General features: G+C 59.4%; 13 protein-coding genes. 4 read left to right on the forward strand and 9 right to left on the reverse strand.

The window, feature by feature from the left end; genetic code table 11:
- The first annotated feature begins 89 nt into the window (after window positions 1–89).
- Window positions 90–1,187 (forward strand): TRAP transporter substrate-binding protein, encoded by a 1,098-nt coding sequence (locus F3H58_RS07865; protein WP_003524575.1) that lies wholly within the window; start codon window positions 90–92, stop codon window positions 1,185–1,187.
- Window positions 1,188–1,571: 384 nt separating this feature from the next.
- Here F3H58_RS07865 and F3H58_RS07870 read toward each other — a convergent pair whose 3' ends face one another.
- Window positions 1,572–3,041 carry a TRAP transporter large permease gene (locus F3H58_RS07870; protein WP_078052517.1) on the reverse strand — a complete coding sequence of 490 codons (1,470 nt, stop codon included), beginning with the start codon at window positions 3,039–3,041 and terminating at the stop codon, window positions 1,572–1,574.
- Window positions 3,042–3,073: 32 nt separating this feature from the next.
- Window positions 3,074–3,613: a TRAP transporter small permease subunit gene (locus tag F3H58_RS07875; protein WP_149741810.1), complete on the reverse strand. Its 540-nt coding sequence runs from the start codon at window positions 3,611–3,613 to the stop codon at window positions 3,074–3,076.
- A 414-nt stretch (window positions 3,614–4,027) separates the two neighbouring features.
- Here F3H58_RS07875 and F3H58_RS07885 point away from each other — a divergent pair, with 414 nt between their 5' ends.
- Window positions 4,028–4,252 carry an aa3-type cytochrome c oxidase subunit IV gene (locus tag F3H58_RS07885; RefSeq protein ID WP_003524572.1) on the forward strand — a complete coding sequence of 75 codons (225 nt, stop codon included), beginning with the start codon at window positions 4,028–4,030 and terminating at the stop codon, window positions 4,250–4,252.
- A gap of 69 nt (window positions 4,253–4,321) precedes the next feature.
- Window positions 4,322–4,855: a hypothetical protein gene (locus F3H58_RS07890; protein ID WP_188128821.1), complete on the forward strand. Its 534-nt coding sequence runs from the start codon at window positions 4,322–4,324 to the stop codon at window positions 4,853–4,855.
- 16 nt (window positions 4,856–4,871) lie between these two features.
- On the opposite strand, the gene F3H58_RS07895 is transcribed toward F3H58_RS07890, so the two are convergent.
- On the reverse strand, window positions 4,872–6,125 hold the full coding sequence (locus tag F3H58_RS07895; RefSeq protein ID WP_149741811.1) for an NAD(P)/FAD-dependent oxidoreductase: 1,254 nt from the start codon (window positions 6,123–6,125) through the stop codon (window positions 4,872–4,874).
- Between the two features lie 319 nt (window positions 6,126–6,444).
- On the opposite strand from F3H58_RS07895, the gene F3H58_RS07900 reads away from it, so the two are divergent.
- Window positions 6,445–8,181: a methyl-accepting chemotaxis protein gene (locus F3H58_RS07900; protein ID WP_149741812.1), complete on the forward strand. Its 1,737-nt coding sequence runs from the start codon at window positions 6,445–6,447 to the stop codon at window positions 8,179–8,181.
- Between the two features lie 84 nt (window positions 8,182–8,265).
- Here F3H58_RS07900 and F3H58_RS07905 read toward each other — a convergent pair whose 3' ends face one another.
- The 6 genes from F3H58_RS07905 to F3H58_RS07930 form a co-directional block, all read right to left on the reverse strand.
- Window positions 8,266–9,582, reverse strand: coding sequence for an LLM class flavin-dependent oxidoreductase (locus tag F3H58_RS07905; RefSeq protein WP_188128822.1), 1,317 nt, complete (start codon window positions 9,580–9,582; stop codon window positions 8,266–8,268).
- 18 nt (window positions 9,583–9,600) lie between these two features.
- Entirely contained in the window at window positions 9,601–10,947 is a 1,347-nt protein-coding gene (locus tag F3H58_RS07910; protein ID WP_149741814.1) for an MmgE/PrpD family protein, read from the reverse strand.
- A 4-nt stretch (window positions 10,948–10,951) separates the two neighbouring features.
- On the reverse strand, window positions 10,952–11,752 hold the full coding sequence (locus F3H58_RS07915) for an amino acid ABC transporter ATP-binding protein (protein WP_078052519.1): 801 nt from the start codon (window positions 11,750–11,752) through the stop codon (window positions 10,952–10,954).
- Window positions 11,753–11,764: 12 nt separating this feature from the next.
- Window positions 11,765–12,547, reverse strand: a complete 783-nt coding sequence (locus tag F3H58_RS07920) for an amino acid ABC transporter permease (protein ID WP_080854538.1) — start codon at window positions 12,545–12,547, stop codon at window positions 11,765–11,767.
- Entirely contained in the window at window positions 12,544–13,287 is a 744-nt protein-coding gene (locus F3H58_RS07925) for an amino acid ABC transporter permease (RefSeq protein WP_003524557.1), read from the reverse strand. The genes F3H58_RS07920 and F3H58_RS07925 overlap by 4 nt, the downstream gene beginning before the upstream one ends.
- Window positions 13,288–13,588: 301 nt before the next feature.
- On the reverse strand, window positions 13,589–14,425 hold the full coding sequence (locus F3H58_RS07930; protein ID WP_149741815.1) for a transporter substrate-binding domain-containing protein: 837 nt from the start codon (window positions 14,423–14,425) through the stop codon (window positions 13,589–13,591).
- Window positions 14,426–14,574 lie beyond the last annotated feature (149 nt).

Genomic DNA, 14,574 nt, shown 5'->3' on the forward strand with positions numbered 1-14,574 from the left:
CCGTAACCGTGCTTACTTTGCTGCGATGCCTGAACAGCAACGAGGGGAATTCAAAGCTGCGGGCAGCGTTCATATCTGGGAGGATATAGATGGATCGCCGTTCCTTTATGAAAAAAGGTGCGCTTGCGGGAGCTGCTACGGCAGCGCTGGCCGCGCCCGCCATTGCACAGCAAAATACCAAGATCAACTGGCGCCTGACGTCGTCGTTTCCGAAATCGCTCGACACGATCTATGGCGGCGCGGAAGATATCGCCAAGCATGTCGCCGCCGCAACCGATGGCAATTTCACCATCCAGCCCTTTGCCGCCGGTGAAATCGTGCCCGGCCTGCAGGCGGCCGATGCCGTATCGTCCGGCACGGTGGAAATGTGCCACACCTGCTCCTATTATTACGTCGGCAAGGACCCGACCTTCGCCATCGGCACGGCAATACCTTTCGGCCTCAATGCCCGCCTCACGAACTCATGGTTCTATGAAGGCAACGGCAACAAGCTGCTCAACGAGTTTTACGCCAAGCACAATCTCTACGGCATGATTTCGGGCAATACCGGCGCGCAGATGGGCGGCTGGTTCCGCAAGGAAATCAACACCGTCGACGATTTCAAGGGCGTGAAGATGCGCATTGCGGGTCTTGCCGGCAAGGTGGTGGAAAAGCTCGGCGTTGTGCCGCAGCAGATCGCCGGCGGCGATATCTATCCGGCGCTGGAAAAAGGCACCATCGACGCGGCGGAATGGGTCGGTCCCTATGACGACCACAAGCTCGGCTTCCAGAAGGTGGCGAAATATTACTATTATCCCGCCTTCTGGGAAGGTGGCCCGGTCATCCATTCCTTCGTCAATCTGGAGAAGTGGAACAGCCTGCCGAAAAACTACCAGACGGCGCTGCAGGACGCCTGCGCCTTCGCCAACACCAGCATGATGGCGAAATACGACGCGAAAAACCCGATCGCCATCAAGCAGCTCGTCTCTGAAGGTGCTGTGCTCAGGCCGTTCAGCCAGGAAATCCTCGAGGCCTGCTACAAGGCTGCGCTGGAGGTCTATGCCAATATTTCGGCCTCCAATCCGGACTTCAAGAAGATCTACGAAGATCAGGTCGCCTTCAAGCGCGAAGGTTATCTGTGGATGCAGCTTGCGGAATACACGTTCGATACTTTCATGATGATCCAGCAGCGTAACGGCAAGCTCTGATTATTCGGTGACGGCGGACCGAGCAAAGGCCCTGGGGATTTCGGTCTCCGGGGTTTTTGTTGTTCGCGCATGCCTTCACGCATCCGACAACAAAGGATGATTTACGATCAATTCCGTTGTGGGCAAAAGTAGCAGGCTCCGGGGCCAGCTGGAGTGTCGGCGAGGATTGGCCACGCCGACCTCGGCAAAGGCCTTGCTCTCAACTGTGGAGGTGATGCGATGTGGAAAACGCTGAGCATTGCATTCGTCATTAGGAAAAACCGGACAGGCTGGTCAGTGACTGTCCGGTTCCATTTCTAAAGAGAATAAACGGAAGGCAGGGGCGCAACCCTGTCTTCCACTCCACAATCATAAGCGTTTCGCCTAGCCCTTACAAGATGCCGATCAGGGCCCGATCTTCGGGGGCTCGCCAAGATTCGGCATGCCCGGCAATCCACCCGGCTGGCTGAAATTGGGCATGGTGTTGCCACCCTGATTGCCGAAGGCGGGCACTTCGATCTTGATGGAATTCAGATCGACTTCGGGCGCCTTGTCCAGCCAGTAGGTGACGGATTCCGGCCAGAAGATCACGATGGCGACGAGGATAAGTTGCATGCCGAGCCAGGGAATCGCGCCCATGTAGATATCCGATGTCTTGACCGTGCGCGGCGCGATAGAGCGCAGGTAGAACAGCGCAAATCCGAAGGGCGGATGCATGAAGCTCGTCTGCATGTTGATGCAGATCAGAACGCCGAACCAGATGAGGTCGATGCCGAGCGACTGGGCGATCGGCGCCAGCATTGGAATGACGATGAAGGCGATTTCGAAGAAATCGAGGAAGAAGGCGAGGAAGAAGATGAAGATGTTGACGAAAATCAGGAAGCCAATGGGGCCGCCCGGAATGCCCGATAGCATATGCTCGATCCAGAGCGAACCGTCCATGCCCTGAAAGACGAGGGAGAAGCAGGTGGCGCCGACCAGAATGAACACCACCATGGAGGTGATATGCATGGTGGAATGCATGCCCTGCTTGATGAGGTCCCAGGTGAGGCGGCGGTGCGCGGCGGCCAGCGCCATGGCGCCCACGACCCCGAGCGCACCGGCTTCGGTGGGCGTCGCGAGGCCGAGGAAAATGGTGCCGAGCACGAGGAAAATCAGCACGATGGATGGGATCATGCCCGCCAGCACGCGGAACACCAGCGCCCGGTTGAGCTCTCCCCGCGCTTCCGGCGGCAGCGCCGGCAGGTCCTTCGGCCGCACGACCGACATGAACAGGATGAAGAGCATGAAGATGGCGACCTGCAGGATCGAGGGGCCGATGGCGCCCAGATACATGTCGCCAACGGATTTACCGAGCTGGTCGGCAAGCACGATCAGCACCAGCGAAGGCGGGATGACCTGCGTGATCGTTCCCGATGCGGCGATGACGCCGGTGGCAAGTCGCGGGTTGTAACCATATTTCAGCATGATCGGCAGCGAGATGACGCCCATGGTGATGACCGAGGCGGCAACCGTGCCGGTAATCGCACCAAGGATCGCGCCGACGATGATGACGGCATAGGCAAGGCCGCCGGGAATGGCGCCGAACAGCTTGCCCGTTCCTTCAAGCAGATCCTCTGCAAGCCCGCATCGCTCGAGGATCGCGCCCATGAAGGTGAAGAAGGGGATGGCCAGCAGAAGGTCGTTCGAGACGATGCCGAAGATGCGCAGCGGCAGGGCCTGAAGGAAGGCCGGCGAAAAATGCTCCGTGAAGATGCCGATGACGCCGAAAACGAGACCGACGGTGGCGAGCGAGAAAGCAACCGGAAATCCGTAAAGCATGAAGATGATCATGCCGAGGAACATCAGTGGCGGAAGAATACCATATTCGAACATGGGAAATATCCTGAAGGTTCAGATCGGTGCGATCATTGCAGGGGTTTTTCGTACTTCGTATCGAGCGCATAAAGCCCGTTGAGGGCGCCTATGCGCTTGATGAGTTCGGAAAAACCCTGAAGAACCAGAAGGGCGAAACCGGCGAAGATGATGAATTTCACCGGCCAGCGGATGAGGCCGCCGGCATTGGAGGACATTTCGCTCTGATGCCAGGATAGCGTGAACATGGGCCAGGAAAGCCAGGCGAGGTAAAAGCAGCCGGGAAGCAGGAACAGCACAATGCCGATAATGTCCACCCAGATGCGGCTGCGCGGTGAAATCGCACCATAAATGATGTCCACTCGCACATGTTCATTCATGCGCAGCGTGTAGGATGCGCCGATCAGCACGATGAAAGCGAACATGTACCACTGGATCTCCAGCCAGCCGTTCGAACTGTAATTGAAGGCATAACGGACCATGGCATTGCCGGCGCTGACGAGGCAGCAGATGAGCACGAGATAACCGGCAGCCTTGCCCAGAGCTTCGCTTGCAAGGTCTATCAGCGCGCTTAGTTTTAAAAGCGATTTCATAACTTTCCCCTCTTCCCTTTTCGGGCCCTTTGCGGGTTTATGGCGGAGAGTAAAGCCCGGTGGCCCTGCTGCGGCCACGCCTCCACGTGCTTCCGCTGCCACAGGCTCCAGAGCTCCTCCCCACAGAATCCCGTGTATGGTCAGGCGGTTCGAAAAGCAACCAAAACCACCATGAAACAGCTTGGCGGACCGCCGTTTTCAACCGTTTGCGAAAGAATGTTGCCCAATGACATGTTTTGCCCGGTTGAGCGGCAACGATGCATGCCGTTGCCGCTCTTTCGCTGAGAACGCATTGCGCTTTTCGGCGACTTCATGTTACCTCTGGTTACGGAGAATCCGGCATTGGCCCGTGATCGTCCACGGGCAGATTTACCGTGTGACGGGTATGACGGATGGAGCACAAGGGGAAGCGGAATGAGCGAACACCACACGGGTCCTGTCGAAGTCGGCGCCGAGATGAACTACGCCGAGCACGAAAAGACCTATAACGGTTTTCTGGCCTTGACGAAGTACGGCACCATGATGCTGTGCGTCCTGATGCTGGCCATGGTCGCGGGTTTCTTCACCACCGCCGGCTTCCTTGGTGGCCTGGTCGTCTTCGTCGTGCTGTCGGCTGCGGGTTTCTTTTTGCTGCGCTGAACGATCCCGTTCATGAGCGGTTCCCGTGCCGGGGACCGGGCGATGCCGGATAACCGGAAAGGCCAAGCCATGAATCGTCTGTTATATTGTCTGTTTCTGCTGGTGGCGATTGCGCATCCCGCTTTGTCACGCGATCTCTCACCTGCCGAGCAGGATAGTCTTCGCACGCAGATAGAGCGATTTCAGACGGCTTTGAGCACGCAGGATTTCGATGTCGTCGGCAAGACGGTGCCGCCGAAAATCTTTGAATTCATCGCAGGCGAAGCGGGTATTACCGCGAAGCAATTGCGTGGCGCCTTGACCGCGCAGATGCAGATGGCGCTCGCGGCGGTCAAGATAACCGAGTTCACCATGGATACGCAGGCGATCAGCCTTGCGCAAACGTCCGATGGAACGCCCTATGCGCTCATTCCGACCAGGACGGTGATGGAAACCGGCGGCCAGACGATAGAGGCGAAATCCCACACGCTGGCGCTGATGGACGGTGCGGACTGGTATTTGCTGGGGGTGAGCGACCAACAGCAGGTCACGATCCTGCGTAAGGTCTATCCGTCCTTCGCCGAGGTGGTGTTTCCGGACGGTTCCATGCAGCCGGTGAAATAGCTCCGCCTTCCCGAACTCAGGAAAAACGTCCCGGCCGGAAAGGATCGATCGAGATTTCCGTCTCCTCTCCGCTGGCCAGTTGCGTCACCAGACGGGCGGTTGCTGCCGATTGTGTCAGCCCCAGATGGCCATGGCCGAAGGCATAGATGACGGACGGGGTGGCGCGTGCCGTGCCGATGACGGGAAGACAGTCCGGCATGGACGGGCGGAACCCCATCCATTGTTTCCCGCCTTCCAGTTTGAGGCCGGGCAGGAAACGTCCTGCTTTCTTCAGCATGGCTTCCGCACGGCGGAAATTCGGCTTCAATTCCAGCCCGCCGAGTTCGACCGCGCCGCCAATGCGGATGCCCGTCGATAGCGGAGTGACGACGAAGCCATGATCGTTGAAATAAAGCTGGCGCGTCAGGTTGAAGGCTTCGGGGGAAAGCGTGGTGTTGTAACCACGTTCCGTTTCCAGCGGCACGATGTTGCCAAGCGTCGCGGCAAGTTTTCTCGACCAGGCGCCGCAAGCGATCACCACTTTGTCGGCATCGATCTTGTCGCCATTTTCCAGCGTCACGATCGTACTTTCGCCGACGGCATCGATGCGTTCGGCCTCGCCTTTGCGCAGGCTGGCGCCGCGGGCGATTACCAGATCGAAAATGGCGCGGGTGAAATCGTAAGGGTCGGTGACCTGCAGGCCATCCGGCGAAAACATGGCATGGCGGAACTGGGGCGCGAGACCCGGCTGCAGTTCCTCGATTTCGGGGCGGCCGACGCGCTGGAAGGTGAAGCCGGCGCTTTCCTTTTCGTCCCAGTCCCCGCGGGCGGCATTGAGACTTGCCTCACTGTCGTAAAGATCGAGCGTGCCGGTTTTCGAAACGAGATGCGAAAGTTCCGGCATCGCCGCTACATGAGCCATTTCCACGGCAGCCAGGCGGTTGATGTCCGTGAGTGACTTCAGCCCATGGCGAAAGTTGCGCTCGGCGCTCGCGCGCCAGAAACGCCACAGCCAGGGTGCGATCTTCGCCGCATAGGCGGGCGGCACACTGAGCGGGCCGAGCGGATCGAACAGCCAGCGCGGCGCTTTTTTCATGATGCCGGGCGCGGGAATGGGGATGATTTCAGGGAAGGCCAGAATGCCGGCATTGCCGGAACTCGCGCCCCGGGCAACCTCGCCGCGCTCCAGCAGCACCACCTCGCGTCCGGCATTCTGCAGATAAAGCGCCGCCATGGAACCGATAATGCCGGTGCCGATCACCAGCACATCGCATTTCAGGGTTTTGGTCATCGGCGCTCCTGCAACACAAATCTTTCAACCCCGCATAACAATGAATGCCGCCCCGATGAAAGGCCGTATCGTATTGCCGGCGCAGAAATATCAGCACTGTGGCAAATAAGCGGTCCGAAATAAACAAGGCGAATATATTCGCGATGAAGCATACTCGCGGTCGATTGATGTTCCGGATCAATAGTTATGGTTCATTATTAATCGCTATTTAACAGTGTCCGGCTAGTTTCGCGTGCAGGCGGGCCGACCGTTTTTCATCTCTATATTTCGAGGGTGGAGCAGGTCTGCATATGGATTACTGTTTGGGGGTTTCAAAAAGATGTCTTACTTTTCTAAACTTGGTCTTGAAGCTTCTGCGGTGCTTGATGCGCTTAGCCGCTCACAGGCCATCATCGAGTTCGATCTGACCGGCAAGATTTTGAAAGCGAACGATAATTTCTGCAAGGCCGTCGGCTATCAGCAGTCTGAAATCGTTGGGCGTACCCACAGCATGTTCCTGTCTCCCGAAGATGCGGCCTCGCCTGAATACAAGAGCTTCTGGGCGAAGCTGTCGCGTGGCGAATACGATCAGGGTCAGTATCGACGTCGGGCTAGGAATGGCGACGAAATCTGGATCGAAGCTTCCTACAATCCCGTGTTCCGTTTCGGCAAGCCCTACAAGGTGGTCAAGATTGCAACCGACATCACCTCGATCAAGCGCAAGAGCGCTGAGGATGACGGGAAACTGGCGGCGCTCTCCCACGCGCAGGCCATAATCGAATTTACGCCCGAAGGGAAAATCCTCAGCGCCAACGAAAATTTCCTCGCGACGCTCGGTTACACGGCGGAAGACATCATCGGCAAACATCATTCGATGTTCTGCGAGCCTGCCTATGTCCAGTCTCAGGACTATCGGGATTTCTGGAAGGAACTCGGAAAGGGCCACTTCTCGACGGGGCAGTTCATGCGCCTTGGCAAGGATGGCAAACGCGTCTTCATTCAGGCCTCCTATAATCCGATCATTGATGATCGGGGCCGCGTCTTCAAGGTAGTGAAATTCGCTTTCGATGTGACGGACCGGATGCATGCGGTTGAGGAACTTGGTGCTGCGCTCGAGCGGCTTTCTCAATGCAATATCCGTATTACGCTGGACAAACCCTTCGTCGGCGAGTTCGAACGGCTGCGCCACGATTTCAATAAATCCATCGCTGAATTCCAGAAGACGCTGGAAAATGTTCTCGGCCAGACCGGAGACCTGACCCGCAGCAGCCAGGAAGTCAGCGAAGCCTCCGTCAATCTCGCCGAACGTTCGCGTGAGCAGGCGGTGGCGCTCGAGGAGACTTCGGCAGCACTCGAAGAAATCACCGCGACGGTCCGTTCCTCGACAGAAAACATGAAAGAGACCCGCAAGCTCGTTCAGAGCGCGCGGACATCCACCGTGGCTTCCACCGAGGTCGTGGAGCGGACAGTCGATGCCATGCAGCGTATCGAGACGGCTTCGCGGGAAATCAGCCAGATCATCGGTGTGATCGACGAAATCGCCTTCCAGACGAACCTGCTGGCGCTGAATGCCGGCGTGGAAGCTGCGCGCGCGGGTGACGCGGGCAAGGGTTTTGCTGTCGTGGCGCAGGAAGTGCGCGAGCTGGCGCAGCGTTCCGCCAATGCCGCGAAGGAAATCAAGGCGCTGATCAACAATTCCGGCATCGAGGTTCTGGAAGGCGTCAGGCTGGTGGGCGAAACCGGCGAAGCGCTGAAGCAGATCGACGCGCTGGTCAGGCACATTGACGGCAATGTCGACATGATCGCCAAGGCGGCGGACGAGCAGGCCGTCGGCATCAGCGAGATCAACAAGGCGGTCAACCGGCTGGACCGGATGACGCAGGAGAATGCGGCGATGAGCGCCCGTACCACGGTGATCAGCACGACGCTGGCGCAGGGCGCGGATGCGCTGGCGCAGCTTGTCAGCCTGTTCAAGCTGAACCGCCGTACGGTGCAGCGGGAAGACGGATCGTCCACCCGCCCGGATACTCCGAATACGGCCCGGCGCGACCAGATGTCGGCACGAGCGGCCGCGTAAAGGAGCGGGCTCAGGCCCGCTTCAGCTTGAGAATGGGATTCGGTGGATGCGGATGCCTTTGAACGGGCATCCGCATGGTTTTTTTCACCTCAGCGCCGGTCGTTCGATACCGAGGTGGTCGCGCAGCGTCGAGCCTTCGTAGTCCTTGCGGAACAGGCCGCGCTCCTGCAGCAGGGGAACGACCTCGCGGTTGAATTCCTCCAGCCCGCCGGGGAAGAAGGGCGGCATGACGTTGAAGCCGTCAGCCGCGCCGTTTTCGAACCATTCCTGCATCCGGTCCGCCACATCCTTGGCCGTGCCCATGACGATATGGTGGCCGCGGCCGGCGGCAACGCGCAGCGCCAGCTCCCGGATCGTCAGCTTTTCGCGGCGCGCCAGTTCGGTCAGAAGTTCGGCGCGGCTGCGCAGCTGGTCGGAAATCGGCAGGTCCGGCAGCGGGCCATCGAGATCGTAATCAGTGAGGCTGTGGCCGATGCGTTCTTCAAGCAGCGGCATGGCGCTCTTGATATCGGTCCAGCGGTTCAGTTCCTTCAGTTTTTCGCCAGCCTCTTCAAAGCTCCTGCCGATGATCGGCATGAAGCCGGGCATCACGGCGACGCTCGCCGGATCGCGGCCGAATTTTTCCACGCGGGCTTTAAGGCTCGTATAGAAGGCCTGCGCTTCGGAAATCGCCTGCTGGGCGGTGAATACGATATCGGCGGTGCGGGCGGCGAGATCCTGCCCCGGCCCGGAAGAGCCCGCCTGGATGAGAACCGGGTGGCCCTGCGGCGAGCGCGGAATATTGAGCGGTCCCTTGACCGTGAAATATTTGCCCGCGTGGTTGAGGATATGGACCTTTTCCGGATCGACGTAGCGGCCCGCCTGCTTGTCCTTGACGAAGGCGTCGTCATCCCAGCTGTCCCACAGGCCGCGAACGACATTCACATATTCTTCCGCCACCGCATAACGCTCGTCATGCTCGGGATGGTCCTTGGAAAAATTCGCCGCCGTGCGGGCATAAGAGGTGGTGACGATGTTCCACGCCGCACGGCCATGGCTCAGATGATCGATGGACGCGAAGGCGCGGGCGGTGTGGTAGGGCTCGCCATAGGTGGTGGAGGCGGTTGCGGCCAGCCCGATCTTGTCGGTGACCATGGCAAGGGCTGCCAGCAGGGTCAGCGGCTCGAAACGCGCGATCATCGAGGGATGGGCGTCGACGCCGCTGGTCAGGCCGTCGGCCAAGAATACCATGTCGAACTTCGCCGCTTCGGCCATTTTCGTAACACGGGTGAGCAGATCGAAATTTTCGCTGCCGGCTTCGGCATCGGGGTGACGCCAGCCGGAAACGTGGTGCCCCGCGCCCTGCAGGAAAAGGCCGAGATGCATCTGTCTTTTGCGTGTCGTGGTGGTCATGGGGATCATGCCTTCATGTCGGTCCAGTTATATTTGCGATACCAGAAGCGTTTCGAGCTTTCTGAGGTCAGCTGCGGTTTTCATGGACCGCACCAGTGCCGGAATGCCGGCGAATTTCTCATTGCCGCCGGTCGCGTCGGCAAATTTTTCGGTCGGGTCATCGATGCCAGGAAGGCCGTCGACACGGCGCGACAGCACCGTGCCGTCCTTCTTCGTCACGTCGATGACCACGAACCGGGTGGTCGGATCGGGCGAGAGGCGGCGGGCGGTCTCGTCATGCCGGCGTGAGACTTTGGCGGAAAGGGCAAGCAGGTCGTCGCGCGTCGGGCGTTCGTCGAAATGGCCGATGCCGAGCGCTCCATCCGTCAGCGCTGCGGCAAAGACATATTCGGCGCTGAAGCGCGCATCGATGCCGGTCGTGGGCGTGGCCGGCCCGACGAGGGCGGCATCGCCGCCGGGCGGGAAGGTAATGGTGACCGTTTCGATCTCGTCCGGCGTCAGATTATTGCTGTTGCGCAGCGCCAGCGCGCCGACGGCAACGGGATGGCTGGCGGTGCAGCAGGGAAAGGCCTTTAGGGTGAGGCCGGGGGAGACGATTTGCCAGGGTGCGCCCCAGCCGGAGAGAACGCGTTTTGGCTGTTCGGCGCCGAAGGCGTAGGCGGAATAAAAACCGATGGGGTTTTCCAGAAAATCCGGCGCGCCCTGAAAACCTGATCGCGCCAGCCGCGCGGCGGTAAGGCCGGCGCGCGTGGCGAGCCCGGCATGCAGCGGCTTGGCGTCATAACCGAATTGCAGGCGAAGCCCGGCCGATTGGGTGGCAGCGAGTCCGAGCGCAACGGCTGTTGTCTGCGGATCGAATTTCAGGAGATGGGCAATCGCTGCTACAGCGCCGATGGGGCCGAGCGTGGCGGTGGCGTGGAAGCCGTTTTCGTAATGCTTCGTTCCGAGCGACAGGCCAAGCCGCGCCATGGTTTCCAGCCCGACAATATAGGCGGCGATGAAGGCATCGGCCGTGGAGCTCTCTTCGACCGCGACAGCCAGCAAAGCGGGAATGATGGCGACGGTCGGGTGGCCGCGCACGCTGCCGTGCACATCGTCATAGTCAAGCACGTGCCCGGCGTGACCGTTGATGAGGGCGGCGGTGAAGGCATCTGTGCGCAGATCGTGGCCGATAATGCCCGCCGCGCCTGAGGTTCCAGGTGTAAAGCTGTCGATCAGGATTTTCGTGCTTCTGTCGGCAGCGCCACCCAGCACGCAGGCGAAAAAATCGATCAGCGCCGTGCGGGCGATGGCCACCGCATCCTCGTCACGCAGGGGATCGGAGGCGGCAATCGCTTCTGCAAGATGAAGGGTGAGTTTTTCGTCGGCGGTCATGGCATCATATCCCTTCGCCGTCATTGACCCGTGCCACCTGCCCACCGAGCCCCTTGACGAAGGCGTTGATGCGCGGATTGGTCGACTTGTAGAAGATGTGCTCCGGCGTGCCCTGATCGACGATCAGGCCGTTTTCGGTGAAGACGATATTGTCGCTGATTTCTTCGGCAAAACGCATTTCGTGCGTGACGAGAATGCTGGTCATGCCGTCATTGACGAGATCGCGGATGACCGCGAGCACTTCGCCCACGGTTTCCGGGTCGAGTGCGGAGGTGACCTCATCGAACAACACCAGTTCCGGCCGCATGGCAAGTGCGCGGGCAATCGCCACACGCTGCTGCTGGCCGCCGGAAAGCTGGCCGGGATAGGCATCGACCTTCTGGGAAAGACGCACTTTTTCCAGCAATTCGCGGGCATGGCGCTCGGCTTCCGCCTTCGGCGTACCGAGAATCTTGATCGGTGCGATGGTGATATTTTCCATCACCGTCAGATGCGGAAAGAGGTTGAACTGCTGGAACACGATGCCGATGCGCTTGCGCAGCGCGATGCGCTCAGCCTCGGTCTTCAGCAGGTCCACTCGCGTGCCGCCGACGGTGATCTTGCCCGATTGCGGAATGAGCAGGCCGTTGATGCAGCGCAGGATGGTGGACTTGCCGGAGCCGGAAGGGCCGATGATGGAGACGGCGTCGCCCTTGTTCACCGTAAGGTCGATGCCCTTCAGGACCTGATTGTCACCGAAGGACAGGTGTATGCCTTCCAGTTCAACCAGTGCTTTTGCGGCGGTTTGTGGTGCGGGTGCGGACATGGCTTGTTCCAATCAGCGGGAAGCGAAGCGCCGCTCGAGGCGCTGCGTGAAACGGGAGACAGGATAGCAGAACAGGAAGAACGCCATCAGAACGGTGAGGTAAACCACAACGGTGAAATCGTTGCGCTGTACGGCGGTGCTGGCGTCTGTCGCGGCGTGCAGAAGTTCATGCACGCCGACCAGTGAGGCGAGCGCCGTACCCATGGTGATCGACGCATAGAGGTTCATCCATGGCGGCAGCGAGCGCTTCACGCATTGCGGCAGGATGATCCAGCGCAGTGTCTGGTTGCGCGAAAAGCCCAGCCCCTGCGCCGCTTCCCATTGCGCCGTCGGAATGGACTGGATGGCGCCGCGGGTGATTTCGGCGATATGGGCACTGGCCGGAATGGCGAGACCGACGACGGCCTTGATCCAGTCCGGGAAGGGAATGTAGTTGCCGAAAGCGACGATCTCGAAGGGGAAGATGTAGGTCGCGGCAAAGATCAGCACCAGATGCGGGGCGTTGCGGAATATCTGGACATAGGTGAGCGCAGGCGCGCGCACGAGGCGATAGGGCGCAAGCTCCATGATGCCGAGGAGGACGCCGATGAAGGTGCCGATGGCGATCGCAAGGATGCTGATCAGCACATTCATGGCAAAACCCTTGGCCAGATAGGGCAGCCATTGCAGCAGCACCTGACCGAGGGACGGATCGAGGATCAGCCACAGAATGACGGCAATCAACACGCCGAGCAGCAGAATGGTGCCGAAAGGTGGCTTCTTCACCGCCTGTGTTGGAGAAACCACCGCACTCATTGACCGAACCCCGGAACCGCAAGACGCCGTTCAAGCCAGAGACCGGCCCTTGCGACGATAAAATTGATGACGCTGAAGAAGATCAGGATGACGATCATCAGCTCGACCACATTGTCGCGCTGTGTCCAGATCAGGATCGAGGCATAGGTGATTTCACCCACCGCAATTGCCGAGCCGACCGTGGTGAGCTTCACCAGATTGACGAGGTTGTTGATGATGGAGGGCAGCGCCGTGCGGATGGCCAGCGGAAACTCCACATAACGCAAAATCTCGAAGGAACTGAAACCGATCGCACGCGCCGCCTCGATGGTGGTGGCCGGCACTGCCTCGATACCGCCGCGCAACGCTTCGGCATGGAAAGCGGCAATGTGCAGGCCGGTGATGGCGACGACCCAGAAAAAGGGTGTCAGCGGATTGTTCTGCGCGCCGCCGAGAGCGTTGGAAATCAGCATGTTAAGCACAAGGAAACCGCACATCAGCTGCACCAGCGTCGGCGTGTTGCGCGTCAGTTCCACATAGGCGCGCACGGGGCCGGCAAGCCAGACCTTGCCCGATGTCAGCATGGCCGCGAAAATGAAGCCGAAGACGAGGCTGAGCGGCAAAGTGACGGCGACGAGGATCAACGTCATCTTCATGCCGTCGAGCCAGATCTGAACCTCGTAACCGCTGTTCAGAAAGTCATAGTTGAGGCCGAGATGCGCGGCCAGTTCTATGAAGCGCGCTGTAAATCCATCCTGCATCGGAAATCCATGCTGTTGTCGCGGGTGCGCCGCCCTGCAGGCGGCCCCAGAATGACCTGTCTTGCTTTAAAGCAGAAAAGAACGGTGGGCGAAACCGACCGTTCCCGATAGTCAGGGGAAATCGCCATGATAGCAGCCGCCCTTGCGTCATGCCGGCCACCGGAACAAGCCCGGGGATGATGATCCGGCATCCAGCCACGGCGCGTCTGCGCCGTGAAGGTGTCTTTCGCGAACAAGGATTTGACCGCGCTGGACCCCGGATCCTGTCCGGGGTGACGGAGTGAGCGAGTTGCCCGGTTCCTTACTGCGCCGAAAGCTTCTTCTGCTGCTCTTCCATATAGCCGATGCTCGGCAGACGGTTGGCCTTGGCGAATTCGAGCATCTTGCCCGACGCGTGCAGTTCCTTGACGATTTTGTCGAGAGCGGCCTGCGTGTCGCTTTCGCCCTTGCGCAGCCAGATCACGGAATCCGATGGGATGAGGTCGGTGGGAATAAGGATGCCGTAATCCTTCCACTCATCGGCGCGGTCCTGGAGCATCAGGCTCAGCGTGCCGTTGACGTGAACGGAGACGTCGCAATTGCCGCCCTTGAGCGCCAGCAGCGATTCCGGCTGGCTTGGCAGCGCCTTTACCTGCGCGCCATATTGCTCGATCAGCGGCTGGGTGTAGTTGGAGCCTTGCGAAACGCAGGCGATCTTGCCCTTCAGGTCCGGCCAGTCCTTGATGCCACTGTCCTTGCGGCCGATGGCGGCCCCACCCTGGCGGTCATAGGGGGTCGGTACGTAATCGAGCGTTTTGGCGCGCTCTTCTGTGTACTGCATGTTGGCGATCAGAATATCGACCTTGCCCTGCTGCAGGAACTGCACGCGGTTCGGCGGGGTCACGGTTTCGGTGACCAGCTCGACACCGAGGCCGGCGGCCAGCGCCTTGGCGACGTCGATGTTGAGACCCTTCTGCTCCTGCGTCTTCGGATCGATAAAGCCGAAAGGCGCGCCGGACAGGATGACGCCGACGGTGAGCTTGCCGCGACCCTTGATGCGGTCGAGCGTTGCGTCCGCGTGAGCGGCGGTGGCCATCGTAGCGATGACAACCGTTCCGGCAATGAGTTTTGCGGCAAATCTGGAGAAAGAGAGGGCCATGGGTATTTCCTTTTGATTGTAGGTGGAAACTACATGAGGCACCCGCCAAGAGCGAGAATTGGCATTGCGTGAAAAATAGTATGAATAAAATCCGGTTCCAATAAATCTTTTGGAGAGAAAAATTATCCTAATAATTTTGAATTGTAGAA

The organism is Rhizobium sp. NFACC06-2, from assembly GCF_900101425.1.
GTDB lineage: Bacteria > Pseudomonadota > Alphaproteobacteria > Rhizobiales > Rhizobiaceae > Agrobacterium > Agrobacterium leguminum.